The organism is Sphaerisporangium corydalis (genome assembly GCF_025506355.1).
In the GTDB taxonomy this organism is placed as follows: Bacteria; Actinomycetota; Actinomycetes; order Streptosporangiales; family Streptosporangiaceae; genus Sphaerisporangium; species Sphaerisporangium corydalis.
The window spans coordinates 99,393-116,711 of the sequence record NZ_JANZYP010000007.1 but is presented as its reverse complement, the minus strand read 5'-3'; the positions used below and the strand labels follow the sequence as shown (position 1 = coordinate 116,711).

The window sequence follows — 17,319 nt, the reverse complement described above, 5'->3', positions numbered from 1 at the left end:
GAGCTGTTCGAAATCGTCCAGTGTTCAGAGGAGGGCGAGGAGGGCGGTGGTGAGGCGGGTGGCGGTGCCGGGGGCGGCGGCGAGGTAGAGGTAGGGCTCGGTGAGTTCGAGTTCGATGAGGGCCGGGGTTCCGCCGGGGAGCCGTACGAGGTCGACGCGGGCGTACAGGAGCGGTTCGGGGATCATGCCCAGCACGCGCTCGGCGAGTTCGAACTGGTCGGGGGCGGGGTCGCGAAGCTCGGCCCGGACGTGGTTGGAGCGCGGGGGCGCGGTGCCGTCGGCCAGCATGGCGTCGCGGCGCAGGGCGTGGCTGAACTCGCCGCCGAAGTAGAGCAGGGACGTCTCCCCCTCGGCCTCGACCATGTCGAGGTAGGGCTGGACCATGGCGACCTTGCCCTCGGCGACAAGCTTCTTGGCGTGCAGCGCCGCCTCGGAGACGTCGGCGGTGCGGATCGCGCCACGGGCGCCGGCCGAGACGGTGGGCTTCACCACGTAGTCGTCCCACTGGGGAAGGCTGACCGCGTCGCCGGGACCGACCCAGTGTGTCGGCACGATGGGGATCCCGAGCTCCGCGAACTCGCGGAGATAGGTCTTGTCGGTGTTGCGCTCCAGCACGGCGGGCGGGTTCAGCAGCCTGGTCACGGCGGACGCCCTGCGCACCCAGCCGACGAACTCCTGGCGATGGTCGACGTAGTTCCACGGCGAACGCACCACGGCCGCGTCGAAGCCCGACCAGTCCGCGCCGGGATCGTCCCAGCGCACCGCCGACCCGTCGATGCCGGCCCGCTCCCACTCGGTCAGCAGGAGCTCCCGGTCATCGTCCGGACCGTCCCACGTGACATAGGCAATCTTCACGACATTCCCCCACAAGTCGACATGTCAGCACCGCAAGTATCGTACGGACATGTCCCGGCCCTCCCGGTGACGACTCCCCCTGGCCGACCCGGTGGCCGAACGTCGATCCGGGCATCGGGAAGAATTCGCCGCCCGTGCCGGTTACGTCAGCGAATGGGCGCTGAGCTGGGGGGATACGGGATGTACGGCCTGCTTCTGGGTACACCGAGAACAGGGAGGGGGCGGTCATGATGAAGAGCATGGCGGTCGTCGCGTTCGCCGTGATGGCCCTCTTCGGCACGATGGCGGCAGGCGGGCCGGTCGAACCGCCGACCCCGGCATCCCACGGCGCGCGGACGGTCAGCCAGGACCAGTTCCAGGTCCTGACCGACCAGTGCAAGTACGTCAAGGCGACGCGGGCACAGTCGGACTGCCGCGCGGCGGTCGAGCGGGACTACAAGATCGGCGAGGCCGACGCCACCCTCGACTGCCGGACGTACTCGGGGGTCTCGGTCTGCGGCGTGCTGAACCTGAGCGAGACCCAGAAGCGCTGCGCGGAGGACTCCGTCGCCCAGGGCCTGACCTACCGCCGCGCCGAGGTGGAGTGCTACGCCTTCTCCTGACGGCGGAGGCCGGGTTCCCGCGTGGTCACGCGCCGAGGGATCAGGTCGTGCCGTAGACGGGGTCGGGGGACGGGGCGTCGGCGAGGAGTTTGGCGATGGCCTCGCCGATCTCGCCGACCTTCCATCGGGAGCCCTTGTCGACCCCGCGCCCGTGGTGCCAGCCAGTGGCGATCGAGATCATGCCGCCCTCCACCTCGAACACCCTCCCGGTCACGCCGGAGGACTCGGCAGAGCCCAGCCAGACCACCAGGGGCGCCACGTTGGCGGGGTCCATCATGTCGAAGCCCGATTCGGGCCGTGCCATCATCGCGGCGAAGACCTCCTCGGTCATCCGCGTGCGCGCGGCCGGGGCGATGGCGTTGACGGTCACGCCGTAGCGGCCGAGTTCGGCGGCGGCCGTCTGGGTGAGGGCGACGATCCCGGCCTTGGCCGCCGCGTAGTTCGCCTGGCCGACGCTGCCGAGCAGCCCCGCGCCCGAGGAGGTGTTGACCACCCGCGCGTCCACGGGATCACCGGCCTTCGAGCGCTCCCGCCAGTACGCGGCGGCGTGCCGCAGCGGCAGGAAGTGGCCCTTGAGGTGGACGCGGACGACGTCGTCCCACTCCTGCTCGGTCATCGAGACGATCATGCGGTCCCGCACGAAGCCCGCGTTGTTGACCAGGACGTCCAGGCCGCCGAAGGCGCTGAGCGCGGTCTTCACCAGCCGGCCCGACCCGTCCCAGTCGGCGACGTCGTCGCAGTTGGCGACCGCCTGGCCGCCGGTGTCCCGGATCTCCTCCACGACGGCCTGCGCGGGCCCGCCGGAGCGTCCCGCCCCCGCCAGACCGGTGCCGAGGTCGTTGACCACGACCTTCGCGCCCTGCCGGGCGAACTCCAGCGCGTGCTCACGCCCGATGCCACGACCCGCCCCGGTCACCACGACGACCCGCCCCGCACAGATTCCGCTCATGCATCAATTCCTTTTTTCGCCGTGATTTAACCAAGATTCCCGTTTAGTCATGTTTTATGTCGAATCATTGGAGTTGTCGCCAAGCTGGGATCTCCCCGCCGCCGTGGACGTGGATCCGCGCGCCGGTCACGTAACCCGGGCAACCGAGCCACAGGCACACCTCCGCGACGTCCTGTGGCCTGGCCATCCGCCCGCTGGGGACCGTCGCGGCCACCCGCTCCGGCCCGGCGGCGTAGTGATCGGCGGCGCTCTCGGTCTCGGCGAGGCCGACCACCACCGTGTTGACCCGTACGAGCGGCGCCCACTCGGCGGCCAGGCACCCGGCCAGATGGTGCAGCCCCGCCTTGGCCGCGCCGTAGGCGGACGTACCGGGTGAGGGCCGGTCGCCGCTCACGCTGCCGATCATGATGACCGAGCCCGCGGTCCGGGACAGCAGGGGGTGGGCCCGCTGCGACACCAGCAGGGGGGCGGTCAGGTTGAGCTCGATGATCTTGGCGTGCAGGCGCGGCGAGGTGCCGGCGACCAGCGCGTACGGCGACCCGCCTGCGTTGTTGACCAGCACGTCGAGCCTGCCGTACGCCTCCTCGACCGAGCCGAGCAGCCGGTCGACCTCACCCGGGTCGCGCACGTCGGCCGCGAGGTGGCGCGCCTGGCGGAACGGCCCGGCCCCGCCCTCGGGCTCCTGGGGCGGCCTCTCGGGCGGCGTACGGGCGCAGACCACCACCTCGGCGCCCGCGCCGAGGAAGGCGGACGCGATGCCGGCCCCGATGCCCCTGCTGCCCCCGGTGACCAGGACCACCCTGCCGGAGTAGTCGTAGCCCACCATCCGCACCACCGCCCTGAAGTGACCTTCGTGCTACCGTACCAAGCAAGCGTTAGGTGCCCATAGTCGAAGGGGCGCGATGGGAATCACAGTTCGCGGCGGGCCGATCGCCGAGGTCGTGGTGGACGTCCCTCCGGTCAACGCGCTCCCCGTCCAGGGCTGGTTCGACCTGGCGAGCGCCGTCCTCACCGCCGGGCGCGACCCCGCGACCCGGGTCGTCGTGCTCCGCGCCGAGGGCAGGGGCTTCAACGCCGGGGTGGACATCAAGGAGATGCAGCGCACCGCCGGGTTCGAGGCCCTGGTCGGCGCCAACCGGGGCTGCTACGCCGCCTTCGCCGCCGTCTACGAGTGCGAGGTGCCGGTCCTCGCCGCCGTGCACGGCCACTGCCTGGGCGGCGGGATCGGCCTGGTCGGCAACGCCGACATCGTGGTGGCCAGCGAGGACGCCTACTTCGGGCTGCCCGAGGTCGACCGGGGCGCGCTCGGCGCCGCCACCCACCTGGCGCGGCTCGTACCGCAGCACCTCATGCGGGCCATGGTGTACACCTGCCGGAACGTCACCGCGGCCGAGCTGCACCACCACGGCTCGGTGCTGGAGGTCGTGCCCCGGGACAAGCTGAGGGACGCGGCGTTCGAGGTCGCCGGGCGCATCGCCGACAAGGACCCGTACGTCCTGCGCCGGGCCAAGGAGTCGCTCAACGGCATCGACCCGGTCGACGTCAGGCGCAGCTACCGCTTCGAGCAGGGCCTCACCTACGAGCTCAACCTGATGGGCGCGGGCGACCGCCACCGCGACGCCTTCGTCGGCCGCCCCCCGGAGATCGTCCCGACGACGGACAAGCCTGAGGAGGCCGGGTGAGGGACAAGACGATGTCGGTCGAGGAGATCGTCGGCTCGCTGGAGAGCGGCATGACGATCGGGATCGGCGGGTGGGGTTCCCGGCGCAAGCCGATGGCCCTGGTCCGGGCGATCTGCCGCTCCGCGCTGGAGGACCTGACGGTGGTGTCGTACGGTGGCGCGGACGTGGGCCTGCTGTGCGCGTACGGCAAGGTGAGCCACGTCGTCGCGCCGTTCGTCACCCTCGACTCGATCCCGCTGGAACCGCACTTCCGGATCGCCCGGCAGACCGGCGCCGTGCGGTTCACCGAGTACGACGAGGGCATGTTCATGTTCGGCCTGCTCGCGGCGGCCCACCGGCTGCCGTTCCTGCCGACCCGGGCGGGCCTCGGGTCGGACGTCATGCGCGTCAACCCCGGCCTGCGCACGGTCCGCTCGCCCTATGAGGACGGCGAGGAGCTCGTCGCGGTGCCCGCCCTGACCATGGACGTGGCGCTCCTGCACCTGAACCGCGCGGACCGGCGGGGCAACGCGCAGTACCTCGGGCCCGATCCCTACCTCGACGACCTGTACGCCAAGGCGGCCGGCCGGTGCTACGTGACCTGTGAGCGGGTGGTGGACACCGCCGGGCTGCTGAAGGAGGGGCCGGTGCAGTCCCTGCTGATCAGCAGGTCGATGGTCACCGGCGTCGCCGAGACCCCCGGGGGCGCGCACTTCACCACGTGCGAGCCGGACTACGGGCGCGACGAGGCGTTCCAGAGGATGTACGCGGGCGCGGCGGCGGATCCGGCGGCGTGGGCGGCGTTCCAGGAGCGCTTCCTGTCCGGCGACGAGGCCGCCTACCAGGACGCCGTCCGCCACGCCCGTGAGGAGTCCCCATGACCTCCGAGACGACCGGCTCCGCGATCGGCGCGGGAGGCCCGGGGCCGGGCGGCGTGGATGACGGTGGGCCGGCGACGCGGGCCGAGGTGTGCGTGGTGGCGTGCGCGGAGGCGTTCCGGGGCGACGGGGAGATCCTCGCGGCCGGGATCGGCGGGGCGATCACGGTCCTGGCCGCCCGCCTGGCCAGGCTGACGTTCGAACCCGACCTGATCACGCACGACGGGGTGTGCCTGCTCACCGGCGACGTGCCCGCGCTCGGCGAGGACCCTGAGGTGATCGAGGGCTGGCTGCCGTTCCGCGACCACCTGTGGCTGGTGCTCCAGGGGCGGCGGCACGTCATGCTCGGCGCCAGCCAGATCGACAAGCACGGCAACACCAACATCTCGTGCATCGGCGACTGGGCCCGCCCGAAGTCCCAGCTTCTCGGCGTGCGCGGCGCCCCGGGGAACACGGTGTGCGACCCGACCAGCTACTGGATCCCCCGGCACTCCCCCCGCGTCTTCGTCCCCCGCGTGGACATGGTCAGCGGCGTCGGGTACGACCGGGCGGCCGAGGCCGGGGCGAGCGCCACCCGCTTCCACGACCTGCGCCGGGTCGTGACGAACCTCGCCGTCCTCGACTTCGGCGCCCCGGGCGGGGCGATGCGGCTGGTCTCGGTCCATCCGGGGGTGACGGTGCGGGACGTGGTGGCGAGCACCGGCTTCGACCTGGCCCTGCCCGGCGGCGGCACCGTCCCCGAGACACGCTCACCGACCACCGAGGAACTCCGCCTCCTCCGCGAGACCCTCGACCCCGCCTCCCTCCGCACCCGCGAGGTCCCCGGGTGACTCCCCCCGGCGCGGACCAGACCCTGCCGACCGCGTTCACCGAGCTGGTCGGGTGCCGGTACCCGATCGTGCAGACCGGGATGGGGTACGTCGCGGGCGCGCGGCTGGCGGCGGCGACCTCCGGCGCGGGCGGCCTCGGGATCATCGCGGCCGCCACCATGTCGGTCGAGCGGATGACGGACGCCATCAGGTCGGTCAAGGAGCGGACGGCGGCGCCGTTCGGGGTCAACATCCGATCGGACGCCGACGACGCCGGTGAGCGGGTCGAGGTGATGATCCGCGAGGGCGTGCGCGTGGCCTCGTTCGCCCTCGCGCCGAAGAAGGAGCTGATCGCCCGGCTCAAGGACGCGGGTGTCGTCACGATGCCCTCGGTGGGGGCGCGCCGCCACGCGGAGAAGGTCGCCGCCTGGGGGGTGGACGCCGTGATCGTGCAGGGTGGTGAGGGCGGCGGGCACACCGGGCCGATCCCGACCACGCTCCTGCTCCCGCAGGTCGTCGACGCCGTGGACATCCCGGTCGTCGCGGCCGGCGGGTTCTTCGACGGGCGGGGGCTGGTCGCGGCGCTGGCGTACGGCGCGGCCGGGGTCGCCATGGGCACCCGCTTCCTGCTCACCTCGGACTCGACCGTGGGCGACGAGGTGAAGAAGCTGTACCTCGGGATGGCCGAGACGCTCGTGACGACCCGCGTGGACGGGGTGCCGCACCGGGTGCTGAGGACGCCGTTCGTCGACTCGCTCGAACGGTCGGGCCGGCTCACGGGGCTGGCCCGTGCGGTGGCGAACGGGGCGCGGTTCAAGAGGATCTCGGGCATGAGCTGGGCCGGGATGCTGCGGGAGGGCCGTCGCATGAGGCACGGGCGCGACCTCACCTGGGCGCAGGTGCTCCAGGCGGCCAACACGCCGATGCTGCTCAGGGCGGCGATGGTCGACGGGCGCGCCGATCTCGGGGTGATGGCGTCCGGCCAGGTCGTGAGCGTGATCGACGACCTGCCGACCTGCGCGGAACTGATCACCCGCATCATGACCGAGGCCCGCCACTCCCTCTCCCGCCTCCCCACCCCATGACCCACCGCTCGGTGAACGTCAGAGGACGGTGAGGCCTCGGGCGGTGAGGATGGCGGCGGCCTGGAACCGGTCGATCACGGCGCCTCGGAGGTGGCGGAGGGCGGTGTCGTCGAGCTCGCCGAGGTCGGTGCCGCGCAGGTCGGCCTGGGCGAACTTGGCGTCGACCAGGTGGGCCCTGATCAGGCGGCAGTCGGTCAGCACCGCCTTGGTGAAGTCGCAGGCGGCCAGGTTGGCCTCGTCGAACCGGACCCCGTCGATCGCCTGGCCGCGGAACCCGCAGCCGGACAGGTCGGCCATGGTGAGGTTGCTGCCGGACAGGGCGTACCCCGTGCCGCGGCAGCCGGAGAGCTTGGCGCCGATCATGCGGCAGCCGGTGAACGAGACGTCGGTGAGCAGCGCGTTGACGAAGTCGGCGCTGGACAGGTCGACACCGGTGAAGACCGCGTCGGTCAGCTCGGCGCCGCCGAAGCGGGCGCCGGTGCCGCCGCCACGGGTGAAGCGGGCGCCGTCGAGGTCGGCCCTGCGGAAGTCGGCCCGGTCGAGCACGCATCCCTCGAACACGGCCTCGACCAGGCTCGCCTCGGTCAGGTCGGCGCCGGTGAGGTCGCAGTCGCGAAAGACCAGGGGCCCCTTCTGGAGCAGATCCGTCAGCGCGACCCCGGAGAGGTCGACACCGTCGAACTCCCCCTGCTCGCTCACCAGCCGTGCGATGTCCATGCCCGCGATTCAACCAGCCGCCACCGACAGTCCCGCGACCGGTCGAGCCCGATCCGGGGGTGGGTCAGGGGCGGGGGGTGAGGAGGCCGGTGAGGATCTCCGCGGCGGCCTGGCCGCAGACGCGGGCGGCGCCGTGGGTGGCCATGTGGACGGCCCCGAAGTCCGTGCGGCCCGGCAGCCCCATCTCCACGACGACCAGATCAGGGCGGACGTCGGTCAGCCGCTCCAGTACCTCGGTCTGCCAGGGGTGGCGGTGCGCGTCGCGGACCACCACGACCAGCGGCCGGTCGGCCGCGGGGGCCAGGACGGCCTCGTCGAGCGTGGCGGCGGCGTTCTCCTGGTGGAGGCGGACGACCGTGGTCCCGGGCAGGAGCTTGCCCAGCGGCTCGCCCACCCCCCACGGCATGTCCTTGTCGATGGCGAGGTTCATGCGAGGCGCCAGTTCGGCCACGTGCGGGGCGGTGACCAGCGGCACCACGCCGCCGCCCGGCCACCTGGTGACCCTGACCGCGCGCCGGGCGGCGACCAGCCCCGCCACCGCGTGCTCGCCGGACGGCGCGGAGTCCCTGCCGGACGACGAGATGGCGGCGGTGGGGGGCCCGGCGACGGGGGTGGACGTTTTGGGCTTGGTGGTCCAGGTGGTCAGGTCGGTCACGCGGCGGGCGGCCTCGGCGAGGCGTTCTTCTGGGAGCAGCCCGGCGGTGACCGCGTCGGCGATGGCCTCGCGGATCGTCGCCACCACCTCGTCGCCCGAGTTCTCCCCGCCCACGCAGATCAGATCGGCGCCGGCGGCGACGGCCCGGGCGCTCGCGCCGCCGATGCCGAACCGTTCGGTCACGGCGGCCATCTCGATGGCGTCGGTGATGGTCACCCCGTCGAAGCCCAGTTCGTCCCTGAGCAGCCCGGTGAGGATGCGGCGGCTCAGCGTCGCGGGGAAGCCGGGGTCGTACGCGCCGACCAGCAGGTGGCCGGTCATGATCATGCGCACCCCCTCGGCGATGGCCGCGCGGAAGGGCCTCAGCTCCACGTCGTGCAGGTCCTCCAGCGACGCCGGGACGCCGGGCAGGCCGTGGTGGGAGTCGACCGCCGTGTCCCCGTGGCCGGGGAAGTGCTTGGCGCACGCGGCGACCCCCGCCGCCTGGAGTCCCCGCACCCAGGCGGCGGTGTGCCGCGCGACCAGCTCCGGGTCCGCGCCGAACGACCGCAGGCCGATGACCGGATTGTCGGGGTTGGAGTTCACGTCGGCGGAGGGGGCGAAGTCCACGTCGATGCCGGCGGCGACCAGGTCGGCGCCGAGCCCCCGGGCGATCAGCTCGGTGAGCGCTACGTCGTCCACCACGCCGAGCGCGTAGTTGCCCGGCCGGGAGCTCCCGGTGTGCGCCTCCAGCCGGGTGACGTCGCCGGTCTCCTCGTCCACGCCGATGACCGCGTCGGGTCGTTCGGCGCGCAGGGCGGCCGTCAGCTCGGCCACCTGCGAGGGGGTCCCGATGTTCCTGGAGAAGAGCACGACCCCGGCCAGGCCCTCGGCGAGGCGGCGGCGCAGCCAGTCGGGCGGGGTCCTGCCGTCGAAGCCGGGGAGGAGGACCGAATCGGCCAGACGCAGTAGCTCGGGGCTGCGCTTCATGCACTCTCCTCGCCTGGCGGCTCCTCGGCGGCGACGCCGGAGGCTCGCAGGACCGTACGGCTCGCGGCACTCCGGAGACGACTCGTACCCGGGCACCGTCTGGGACAATCCGACAATCTAATAGGAAACTTTCCTATTATCCATACCCCCGACCATGGGATCTCACCTCGGGGAACGCTCCCATGTCCTATGTCCCACGGTATCCCGGCCCCGCCCGCGACTCCCCGTCCCCCGGCGAACACGTCCCGGAGGCGGAGGCGACCAAGGATGCGAACGAGGACGCGAACGGCCCTCGCCGACCGCGGGACGGTACGGGGGAAAGTGGACGGTGTGGGTCAGAGGCGTTCGATGATGGTGACGTTCGCCTGGCCGCCGCCCTCGCACATGGTCTGCAGGCCGTAGCGGCCCCCGGTGCGTTCGAGTTCGTGCAGCAGGGACGTCATGAGCCGCGCCCCGGTCGCGCCGAGAGGGTGGCCGAGCGCGATGGCGCCGCCGTTGGGGTTGACCACCTCGGGGTCGGCGCCGGTCTCGCGCAGCCAGGCCAGCACGACCGAGGCGAACGCCTCGTTGATCTCCACGGCGTCGAAGTCCTCGATCTTCATCCCGGACTTCCCGAGGGCGTGCGCGGTCGCGGGGATCGGCGCGGACAGCATCATGATCGGGTCGGCGCCCCGCGCGGACATGTGGCGGATCCGGGCGCGCGGCGTCAGCTTGTGCGTACGCAGCGCCTCCTCGGAGGCGATCAGCAGCGCGGCGGCGCCGTCGGAGATCTGCGAGGAGAGCGCGGCGGTCAGCCGGCCGCCCTCGACCAGGGTCCGCAGGCCGGCCATCTTGGCGAGGGTGGTGTCGCGGCGGGGCCCCTCGTCGTCCAGCACCCCCTCAAGCGGGGCGATCTCGCGGACGAACCGGCCCTCGTCGATGGCGGCGAGCGCCCGCCGGTGGGACTCGAAGGCGAACTCCTCCATCGCGGCCCGCGAGACGTCCCACCTCTCGGCGATCATCTCGGCGCCGCTGAACTGGGACACCTCCCCCTTCCCGTACCGCGCCTCCCACCCCTTGGAGCCCGCGAACGGGTTCGCGAAGCCGAGTGCCTGTCCGGCCACCATGGCCTGGGAGATCGGCACCAGGCTCATGCTCTGCACGCCCCCGGCGACGACCAGATCGGCGTTCCCGCTCTGGACGGCCTGCGCGGCGAAGTGGACGGCCTGCTGGGAGGAGCCGCACTGCCGGTCCACGGTCACCCCCGGCACCTCCTCGGGCATCCCCGCGGCGAGCCAGCAGGTGCGGGCGATGTCCCCCGCCTGCGGCCCGACGGTGTCCACGCAGCCGAAGACGACGTCCTCCACCGCGCCAGGATCGATCCCGGTACGATCAACGAGCGCGCGGATGACGTGGGCGCCGAGGTCGGCGGGGTGGACGCGGGCCAGGCCGCCGTTCCGCCGCCCGACGGGGGTGCGCACGGCGCCGACGATGTACGCCTCGCTCATGGCAGGCCGCCTTCCGGTCGTCCCCAATGGTGCGCAAGCATTTACAAATCAGTCATCACCCAGGGTAGCAAGCGCTTGTTAGACAGGGGAACATGGGATGAGCAGGCGACTCACCGCAGGCGTTAGGTGAACAAGCGATTGCACGGAGGCCCATAATGGAGGGCGTGAACACGCGAAAGAACTCCGGCGGCGCGTCGGCGGTCGCGGGGGCGACCGGCGGAGCTCCCCCGCGGAGTGGCTCCGGCGCCGCCAAGCGCCAGGGCACGACCCGGCGGACGTCCTCTTCGGGCTCCGCCTCCGAGCGCCGCGACCACCTCGTGAAGCTCGCCGCCGAACTCTTCGCGCGCAAGGGTTTCCAGGCGACCACGGTACGGCAGATCGCCGACGAGGCGGGCATCCTTTCCGGAAGCCTTTACCACCACTTCGACTCCAAGGAGACGATCGTCGACGAGGTCCTGTCGACGTTCCTCACGGATCTGATCGGGCGCTACAAGACCGCCCTGGAGCAGGAGGGCGACCCACGCGCCGTCCTGTCCGAGATGGTGCGCATCGGCTTCAGCACCCTGGAGCCGCACCGCGCCGCCATCACCGTCATGCAGAACGACTGGAACTACCTGCGCTCGCTGCCGGGCGACCGGTTCGACTACCTCATCAGGGCCGAGGACGAGGTCGAGCGCATGTGGGTGGAGCAGATCAAGCGCGGCCAGGCCGAGGGCCTGTTCCGCGCCGACGTCGACCCCAAGCTCACCTACCGCATGATCCGTGACACCATCTGGGTCGCCGTGCGCTGGTTCCGTCCCGGTGGACGGCTCAACACCGCCGGTCTCGCCGAGCACTACGTCACCGTCCTGTTCGACGGTCTCGCCACAGGGGAACGGACCAGCCACAAAGCATGACCCCGCTCCACAAAGCCATCCGCATGGCGCTCACCGAGGCCGCCGACCCGGCCAAGGCACCGGCCATGCAGGCGTACATGAAGTCCACGATGCCCTTCCTCGGCGTCCAGGCCGTGCCCCGGCGGGCGGCGCTGCGGAGGGTCCTCGGCGAGCACCGCATCGAGAACGCGCCCGAGTGGCGCAGGACCGTGCTCGCGGTCTGGCGCGAGGCCGAGTACCGCGAGGAGCGGTACGCCGCGATGGAGCTGGCCGCCTTCCGGTTCTACAAGGGCTTCCAGACCCTCTACACCGTGCCGATGTACGAGGAGATGATCGTCAGCGGCGCCTGGTGGGACTACGTCGACGACCTGGCGATCAACCGCGTCGGGTCGCTGCTGCGCGCCTACCCCGACACGATGCGCCCGCTGATGCTCGAATGGGCCGGCGGCGAGGACCTGTGGCTGCGGCGCACCGCCATCCTGAGCCAGAACTCCTTCAAGGAGCGCACCGACGCGGGCCTGCTGTACGCCTGCATCGAGCCGAGCCTGGCCGACACCGACTTCTTCGCCCGTAAGGCGATCGGCTGGGCGCTGCGCGAGTACGCCAAGACCGACGCGCGCGAGGTCCTGCGCTATGTCAACCACAAGGGGCTGAACGGGCTCAGCCGCCGCGAGGCCCTGAAGAACCTGCCCGCCGACTGACGGCGCGGCGCGAACCCGGCCGACGGCGGATGTCATCCGCCCCGCCGCAGCAACGCCGCGCTTCCGTAGCTGCCGCCGAACCCCGTGACCAGCGCCGTCTCGTGCTCCCCGCCCCGCAGCTCGCGCACCGCCTGCGCCACGTTGTTCAGGCCGTGCACGTACCCCTCCGACAGCAGGCCGCCGTGCGGGTTGACCGACCGGTGGCCGCGCCCCAGCAGGTACGCGCCGAGGTCGCGGCGGGCGGCGAGGCCGAAGTCCTCCAGTTGCCGGGGCACCAGCCACGAGTAGGCGTCGTACAGGAGCGCCACGCCGACGTCGCGCGGCGACAGGCCCGAGGCCGCCCACAGCATGGGCGCGACGTAGGAGGAGAAGACGGCCGTCACGTCCGGCGCCCGGTCCATGGCCGAGCACCCGGGCCCGCCGCCCCGCACGACTGTGTGGATCCTCGGCGCCTCGGGCGCGAGCCGCGCGTCCCGCACCACCAGGGCGCAGGCGCCGTCGGTCTCCTGGCAGCAGTCCACGGTGCGCAGCGGCGTGCACACGTAGGGCCGGGCGAGGTAGTCGGCGAGCGGCAGCGCCTGCCTGCGCAGGGCGCGCGGGTTGGCGGTGGCGTTCTCCCTGGACTGGGCGACGACGGCGTGCAGGTGCTCCTCGGTGAGGCCGGTGTCGTGCAGGTAGCGCTGGGCGGCGAGGGCGAACATCGGGATGGGGCCCGCCATCCCGTACGGGATGGTGAAGCGCTCCTGCGGGCCGGTCGAGACGGTGTTCATGCGCGTGCCCGACCGCCCGTTGAGCGCCCGGTACACCAGGACGGTCCTGGCGAGCCCGCTTCCGATCAGCATCGCCGCGTCGCCGAGGATGGACGCCGCCTGGGTGCCGCCCCCGCTGATGTCGTTGTGCCAGCCGATCCGCTCCATGCGCAGGGCCCGCGCGACCTGCGTCACCGGCACGGAGTCGTTCATGTGGTAGCTGAGCACCGCGTCGACGTCGCCCGGGCCGACCTCGGCGTCGGCGAGCGCCGCGCGTGCGGCCTCGACGGCCAGTTCCAGGACGGTACGGCCGGAGCGCCTGGTCAGGGCGGTCATGCCGACGCCCGTGACGGCCGCCCGGCCGGCGAAGCCCTGCATGGCCGCCTCCGTCTCGGATCGGACCGGGTCGCGCGAACGGCCGCGGGGCCGGAAGGGGTGCCGCGGGGCCGGGGGGGGGGGGGGGCCCCCCCCCCCCGGGGGGGGGGGGGGGGGGGCGGGGGCCCCCCCCCCCCCCGGGGCGCCGGCGGGGGGGCCGGATGGGGTGCCGCGCGCGGGGGCGGGGCGCTAACCGCCCCGGCGCGCGGCGTCTGGGGGCGCGGCCGGGACACCGCCGGATGTTCGGCCGCCGCCCGTCACGCTAACGCCCGTATCTCACTTAGGCAAGCGCTTGCTCGGTACAACCGGACCACGCCCGTTCGTGTGACGGATCGAAACCAGATATGCCGAAAAGTCGTCACATGATCAACATTGTCGGCGTTCTCGTTTATATTCGGCCTAAGGCGTTCGGCACAGGGCTTAGGACCTCGCGTCCCGGGCCCAGGCCTCAGGTCCAGGGCTGCGGGTCACGAGACGAGGGTGCGGATGAGCGAGCAGGAGCAGGCCCCGCCGGGCATCGATCCCACGACACCGAGCGTCGCGCGGATGTACGACTACTTCCTCGGCGGAAAGGACAATTTCGCCGCCGACCGCGAGGCCGCCGAGAAGATCATGAAGGTGGTGCCGGACGTGCGGCACACCGCCCGCGAGAACCGCGCCTTCCTCGGCAGGGCCGTCCGGTTCCTCGCCGAGATGGGGATCCACCAGTTCATCGACATCGGCACCGGGCTCCCGACCAGCCAGAACGTCCACCAGGTCGCCCTCGCGGAGTCGCCGGGTGCGCGGGTCGTCTACGTGGACAACGATCCCATCGTGCTCGTCCACGCCCGGGCCCTGCTCGCCGACGACCCGAGGACCCTGGTCATCGAGGGCGACCTGCGCGACCCCAAGGCGATCATCGACAACCCCGCGGTCCAGGCGCACATCGACTTCGGCAGGCCGCTGGCGATCATCGTGTGCGCGATCCTGCACTTCATCGACGACGATGACGAGGCCGCGGGCATCGTCGCCCACCTGCGCTCGCTGCTCCCGCCCGGCGGGGCCCTGGTGCTCTCGCACGGCTTCAAGGGCGAGCTGAGCGAGGAGACGCTGGCGCGGGCCAAGGAGATCTACGCGCTGACCAAGGGCGCGCTCAAGGTGCGCGGCCGGGAGGAGATCGGCGCGTACTTCTCCGGGCTCGACCTGGTGGAGCCCGGCCTGGTCCACGTGGACTCCTGGCACCCCACCTGGGCGGCCGAGGAGGATCCGACGGCCCCGGGCGTCCTCGGCGCCGTCGGGCTCGTCCCGCCGGACGGCCCCGCCTGACGTCCCCTTCCCGGCCGGCCGGGCGGCCGGCCGGGCTGGATAGTGAGGGTATCCAGATCGGCAGTACCATCCTGGAATGCGGATATCCCAGCTCAGCGCCGCGTCGGGGGTGCCGATCCCCACGATCAAGTACTACCTGCGCGAGGGCCTGCTCCCCGCCGGTGAGCAGACGGCCGCGACCCGCGCGGAGTACGGCGAGCCGCACCTGCGGCGGTTGCGGCTCATCCGCGCGCTCCTGGAGGTCGGCCGGCTGCCCGTCGCCTCGATCGGCCAGATCATCGCGGCGGTCGAGGACGAGGACACCCCCGTCCACGAGATGCTGGGCACCGCCCACTACGCGCTGGCCTCCCCGGTCGACGCCGGCCCGGACGACCGGGAGCACCAGGCGGCCCTCACGCGGGTGGACGAGCTGATCGGCGACATGGGCTGGAGCATCGCCCCCGAGGCGCCCACCCGGGACGAGCTGGCGCAGGTGCTGGTGCGGCTCGACCAGCTCGGCATGCCGGCCGGGGACGACGGCCTGCGTCAGTACGCGGACCTGATGATGCGGCTGGTCTCGGAGCTGGAGATGCACAAGATCCCGTTCGACGGCCCGCGCGAGACCGCCGTCGAGTCCCTGGTGATCGGCACCGTCCTGTACGGCAGGGCCTTCGACGTGCTCAGGAGGCTGGCACAGGAGTCGGAGTCCGCCCGGATCCTGGGCGGCCGGTGACGCAGGCGGCCGACTCGGCCAGGGCGGCACGCAGGGACGGCAGGTCGTGGCGCAGGAGCCGGCCGCCGCGCTTGACGACCCGGCCCGCGACGATCACGGTGTCGACCGATCTGGTGTCCGCGGCGAGGACCACCGTGCCGATCGGGTCGTTCACGGGCGCCTGGCCGAGCCCGTCCACGCGGAGCAGCACGAGGTCGGCCTGCTTGCCCGGACGCAGTGACCCGGTGACCTCCGCCAGCCCCGCGACCTCGGCCCCCTCGATCGTGGCCATCCGCAGCACGTCCCGGGTGGTGAACCCCAGCCCGGCGCCGCCGGGACGCGCGCGTTCGAGCACGTACGCGGCCCGCATCAGGCTGAACATGTCGCCCGGCCCGCACGCGACGGTGTCGGCGCCGAGCCCGACCGGCATGCCGTCGGCACGCGCCCGGCCGGTCGCCGGGTACCCGATGCCGAGCTCGGCCTCGACGAGCGGGGACACCGAACCGGTGCCGCCGCCGTCCGCGATCCGCCGGAGGGCGTCGGCGGTGTAGTAATTCGGGTGCACGAACATGGTGCCGGGCCCGAGCAGGCCGTTGTCCTGGAGGAACGCCAGCCCCCGCTCGGCGCCCTCGGCACCGTGCCCGCCCATGTGCGCGGTGACGGGCACGTCGAGGTCGCGGGCGAGCCGCCATTCGCGCAGGGCCTGCTCCTCGCTGACGATCTCCGGGCCGAACGCGGCCACCGCCATCGACAGCAGGCCGCCGGCCCCGCCGAACAGCTCCTCGCGCACGCGGTGACCTTCGGCGGTGAGGCCGTCCGGCCCGCCGTCGCCGCCGTAGCAGTAGCCGAGGACGGCGCGGATCCCCGCGTTCCGCAGCGACTCGATGATCGCGTCGGTGTGAGCGGGCGTCAGGTTGATGTGCGACCAGTCGACCAGCGTCGTGATCCCCGCGTCGAGGCACTCCAGCGCGCCGGCCAGGTTGCCGGTGTACACGTCCTCCGGCCGGTAGCGCGGCGCGAACTCGCCGAGCACGCGGCCGAGGTACCCGCCGAAGCTGATGTCGGGGGCCGCCGCGCGCAGGCCGGCCTGCCAGGTGTGCCGGTGGGTGTCCACGAAACCGGGCATCACGATCATTCCGGTCGCGTCGATCACCTCCGCGCCCGCGACCTCGGGCAGGCCGGGTCCGGTGGCCGTGATGACCCCGTCCTCCACCAGGACGTCGCCGGGGCCGGCGGTGGCGGGGTCCGGCTCCATGTCGATCAGGAGCCCGTTTCGTACGAACAAGGATGTCATGGCGGGTAGCTTATGAAAAAGCTTTCGAGAAAGCAATCTCGACGGAGGGTAGCCTGGGTTCGTGCAGGATGATGGGCAGGACGCCCGCGACGAGGTGGACGCACTGGTCCCAGGGTGGGAGCGGTCCGAGCTGTCCCCGTCCCTGATCGCGACCCTGGAGCTCAGCAAGCGCGTCTCGCGCATCGACGGGCTGCTGCAACAGGCGACGCGCGCGGAACTGGCCGAGCTGGGGCTGACCTACGCCGAGTTCGACGTGCTCGCCGCGCTGAACCGCGTCGGCGAGCCCTACCGGCTGCGGCCCAGCGAGCTCACCCGCTCGCTCCTGCTCACCTCCGGCGGCACGAGCAACGTCCTGCAACGGCTGGTCAGGGCGGGTTACGTCGAGCGCGAGGCCAACACCGGGGACGGCCGCAGCCATTGGGTGCGCCTGACGCCGGAAGGGCTGGCCCTCACCGCGAAGGCCCTCGTGGGGTCAGGGCGGGCGCACACCAGGACCATGGCCGGCGTGCCGGACGAGGCCGTCCGCGAGGCCGCGGACGCCCTGCGGAAGATCCTCGCCATCATCGGCGGACGCCGGGCCCGCTAGGCCGCTCCCGCGACGCCCCGTTCTCCTGGTAGGCTGCCCAAGCGAGCGCTTGGTTCACCGACGGGTGGGCCGGGAG

General features: G+C 72.4%; 18 protein-coding genes. 10 read left to right on the top strand and 8 right to left on the bottom strand.

All coding sequences use genetic code 11. The features are described from left to right. Nucleotides 1–24: 24 nt before the first annotated feature. Nucleotides 25–855, bottom strand: a complete 831-nt coding sequence (locus NYZ98_RS07625; protein WP_262841838.1) for an ATP-grasp domain-containing protein — start codon at nt 853–855, stop codon at nt 25–27. Between the two features lie 227 nt (nt 856–1,082). On the opposite strand from NYZ98_RS07625, the gene NYZ98_RS07620 reads away from it, so the two are divergent. Beyond that, nucleotides 1,083–1,457 (top strand): hypothetical protein, encoded by a 375-nt coding sequence (locus NYZ98_RS07620; RefSeq protein ID WP_262841837.1) that lies wholly within the window; start codon nt 1,083–1,085, stop codon nt 1,455–1,457. Nucleotides 1,458–1,497: 40 nt separating this feature from the next. On the opposite strand, the gene NYZ98_RS07615 is transcribed toward NYZ98_RS07620, so the two are convergent. Both NYZ98_RS07615 and NYZ98_RS07610 read right to left on the bottom strand, forming a co-directional pair. Continuing rightward, nucleotides 1,498–2,406 carry an SDR family oxidoreductase gene (locus NYZ98_RS07615; protein ID WP_262841836.1) on the bottom strand — a complete coding sequence of 303 codons (909 nt, stop codon included), beginning with the start codon at nt 2,404–2,406 and terminating at the stop codon, nt 1,498–1,500. Nucleotides 2,407–2,470: 64 nt separating this feature from the next. Beyond that, on the bottom strand, nt 2,471–3,232 hold the full coding sequence (locus tag NYZ98_RS07610) for an SDR family oxidoreductase (RefSeq protein WP_262841915.1): 762 nt from the start codon (nt 3,230–3,232) through the stop codon (nt 2,471–2,473). A gap of 76 nt (nt 3,233–3,308) precedes the next feature. On the opposite strand from NYZ98_RS07610, the gene NYZ98_RS07605 reads away from it, so the two are divergent. Genes NYZ98_RS07605 through NYZ98_RS07590 form a run of 4 tightly spaced genes read left to right on the top strand, consistent with a single transcriptional unit; the run spans nt 3,309 to nt 6,839 of the window. Further along, nucleotides 3,309–4,088, top strand: coding sequence for an enoyl-CoA hydratase family protein (locus NYZ98_RS07605; protein WP_262841835.1), 780 nt, complete (start codon nt 3,309–3,311; stop codon nt 4,086–4,088). 11 nt (nt 4,089–4,099) lie between these two features. Next, the gene (locus NYZ98_RS07600; protein ID WP_262841914.1) at nt 4,100–4,948 is read left to right on the top strand and encodes a CoA transferase subunit A; all 849 of its coding nucleotides are present in this window, start codon (nt 4,100–4,102) and stop codon (nt 4,946–4,948) included. Next, nucleotides 4,945–5,775: a CoA-transferase subunit beta gene (locus tag NYZ98_RS07595; protein ID WP_262841834.1), complete on the top strand. Its 831-nt coding sequence runs from the start codon at nt 4,945–4,947 to the stop codon at nt 5,773–5,775. Before NYZ98_RS07600 ends, NYZ98_RS07595 begins: the two co-directional genes overlap by 4 nt. Continuing rightward, nucleotides 5,772–6,839, top strand: a complete 1,068-nt coding sequence (locus tag NYZ98_RS07590) for an NAD(P)H-dependent flavin oxidoreductase (RefSeq protein ID WP_262841833.1) — start codon at nt 5,772–5,774, stop codon at nt 6,837–6,839. The genes NYZ98_RS07595 and NYZ98_RS07590 overlap by 4 nt, the downstream gene beginning before the upstream one ends. Nucleotides 6,840–6,857: 18 nt before the next feature. Here NYZ98_RS07590 and NYZ98_RS07585 read toward each other — a convergent pair whose 3' ends face one another. The 3 genes from NYZ98_RS07585 to NYZ98_RS07575 form a co-directional block, all read right to left on the bottom strand. Next, on the bottom strand, nt 6,858–7,556 hold the full coding sequence (locus tag NYZ98_RS07585; RefSeq protein ID WP_262841832.1) for a pentapeptide repeat-containing protein: 699 nt from the start codon (nt 7,554–7,556) through the stop codon (nt 6,858–6,860). 64 nt (nt 7,557–7,620) lie between these two features. After that, on the bottom strand, nt 7,621–9,180 hold the full coding sequence (locus NYZ98_RS07580) for a glycoside hydrolase family 3 protein (protein WP_262841831.1): 1,560 nt from the start codon (nt 9,178–9,180) through the stop codon (nt 7,621–7,623). A gap of 335 nt (nt 9,181–9,515) precedes the next feature. Beyond that, complete coding sequence (locus NYZ98_RS07575; RefSeq protein ID WP_262841830.1) at nt 9,516–10,667, bottom strand: acetyl-CoA C-acetyltransferase; 1,152 nt, start codon at nt 10,665–10,667, stop codon at nt 9,516–9,518. Nucleotides 10,668–10,831: 164 nt separating this feature from the next. On the opposite strand from NYZ98_RS07575, the gene NYZ98_RS07570 reads away from it, so the two are divergent. Together NYZ98_RS07570 and NYZ98_RS07565 are read left to right on the top strand one after the other, a co-directional pair. Further along, nucleotides 10,832–11,563: a TetR/AcrR family transcriptional regulator gene (locus NYZ98_RS07570; protein ID WP_262841829.1), complete on the top strand. Its 732-nt coding sequence runs from the start codon at nt 10,832–10,834 to the stop codon at nt 11,561–11,563. Then, on the top strand, nt 11,560–12,243 hold the full coding sequence (locus NYZ98_RS07565; protein ID WP_262841828.1) for a DNA alkylation repair protein: 684 nt from the start codon (nt 11,560–11,562) through the stop codon (nt 12,241–12,243). The genes NYZ98_RS07570 and NYZ98_RS07565 overlap by 4 nt, the downstream gene beginning before the upstream one ends. A 32-nt stretch (nt 12,244–12,275) precedes the next feature. Here NYZ98_RS07565 and NYZ98_RS07560 read toward each other — a convergent pair whose 3' ends face one another. Beyond that, nucleotides 12,276–13,370: a thiolase C-terminal domain-containing protein gene (locus NYZ98_RS07560; protein WP_262841827.1), complete on the bottom strand. Its 1,095-nt coding sequence runs from the start codon at nt 13,368–13,370 to the stop codon at nt 12,276–12,278. 483 nt (nt 13,371–13,853) lie between these two features. Between NYZ98_RS07560 and NYZ98_RS07555 the strand changes: the two genes are divergently transcribed. Then, on the top strand, nt 13,854–14,672 hold the full coding sequence (locus NYZ98_RS07555; protein WP_262841826.1) for an SAM-dependent methyltransferase: 819 nt from the start codon (nt 13,854–13,856) through the stop codon (nt 14,670–14,672). A 76-nt stretch (nt 14,673–14,748) separates the two neighbouring features. After that, nucleotides 14,749–15,384 carry a MerR family transcriptional regulator gene (locus NYZ98_RS07550; RefSeq protein WP_262841825.1) on the top strand — a complete coding sequence of 212 codons (636 nt, stop codon included), beginning with the start codon at nt 14,749–14,751 and terminating at the stop codon, nt 15,382–15,384. Here the strand turns inward: NYZ98_RS07550 and NYZ98_RS07545 are convergent. Continuing rightward, complete coding sequence (locus NYZ98_RS07545) at nt 15,332–16,657, bottom strand: amidohydrolase family protein (RefSeq protein ID WP_262841824.1); 1,326 nt, start codon at nt 16,655–16,657, stop codon at nt 15,332–15,334. The genes NYZ98_RS07550 and NYZ98_RS07545 overlap by 53 nt on opposite strands. Nucleotides 16,658–16,718: 61 nt before the next feature. Between NYZ98_RS07545 and NYZ98_RS07540 the strand changes: the two genes are divergently transcribed. Continuing rightward, nucleotides 16,719–17,243, top strand: coding sequence for a MarR family winged helix-turn-helix transcriptional regulator (locus tag NYZ98_RS07540; protein WP_262841823.1), 525 nt, complete (start codon nt 16,719–16,721; stop codon nt 17,241–17,243). The last annotated feature ends 76 nt before the right edge of the window (nt 17,244–17,319 follow it).

Excerpts from the sequence above, each read along its gene's own strand:
- NYZ98_RS07545 (WP_262841824.1), bottom strand. The coding sequence starts at position 16,657 with ATGACATCCTTGTTCGTACGAAACGGGCTCCTGATCGACATGGAGCCG.
- NYZ98_RS07610 (WP_262841915.1), bottom strand. The coding sequence starts at position 3,232 with ATGGTGGGCTACGACTACTCCGGCAGGGTGGTCCTGGTCACCGGGGGC.
- NYZ98_RS07600 (WP_262841914.1), top strand. The coding sequence starts at position 4,100 with ATGTCGGTCGAGGAGATCGTCGGCTCGCTGGAGAGCGGCATGACGATC.
- NYZ98_RS07555 (WP_262841826.1), top strand. The coding sequence starts at position 13,854 with ATGAGCGAGCAGGAGCAGGCCCCGCCGGGCATCGATCCCACGACACCG.
- NYZ98_RS07605 (WP_262841835.1), top strand. The coding sequence starts at position 3,309 with ATGGGAATCACAGTTCGCGGCGGGCCGATCGCCGAGGTCGTGGTGGAC.
- NYZ98_RS07575 (WP_262841830.1), bottom strand. The coding sequence starts at position 10,667 with ATGAGCGAGGCGTACATCGTCGGCGCCGTGCGCACCCCCGTCGGGCGG.
- NYZ98_RS07580 (WP_262841831.1), bottom strand. The coding sequence starts at position 9,180 with ATGAAGCGCAGCCCCGAGCTACTGCGTCTGGCCGATTCGGTCCTCCTC.
- NYZ98_RS07585 (WP_262841832.1), bottom strand. The coding sequence starts at position 7,556 with ATGGACATCGCACGGCTGGTGAGCGAGCAGGGGGAGTTCGACGGTGTC.
- NYZ98_RS07560 (WP_262841827.1), bottom strand. The coding sequence starts at position 13,370 with ATGCAGGGCTTCGCCGGCCGGGCGGCCGTCACGGGCGTCGGCATGACC.
- NYZ98_RS07595 (WP_262841834.1), top strand. The coding sequence starts at position 4,945 with ATGACCTCCGAGACGACCGGCTCCGCGATCGGCGCGGGAGGCCCGGGG.
- NYZ98_RS07615 (WP_262841836.1), bottom strand. The coding sequence starts at position 2,406 with ATGAGCGGAATCTGTGCGGGGCGGGTCGTCGTGGTGACCGGGGCGGGT.
- NYZ98_RS07565 (WP_262841828.1), top strand. The coding sequence starts at position 11,560 with ATGACCCCGCTCCACAAAGCCATCCGCATGGCGCTCACCGAGGCCGCC.
- NYZ98_RS07620 (WP_262841837.1), top strand. The coding sequence starts at position 1,083 with ATGATGAAGAGCATGGCGGTCGTCGCGTTCGCCGTGATGGCCCTCTTC.
- NYZ98_RS07550 (WP_262841825.1), top strand. The coding sequence starts at position 14,749 with ATGCGGATATCCCAGCTCAGCGCCGCGTCGGGGGTGCCGATCCCCACG.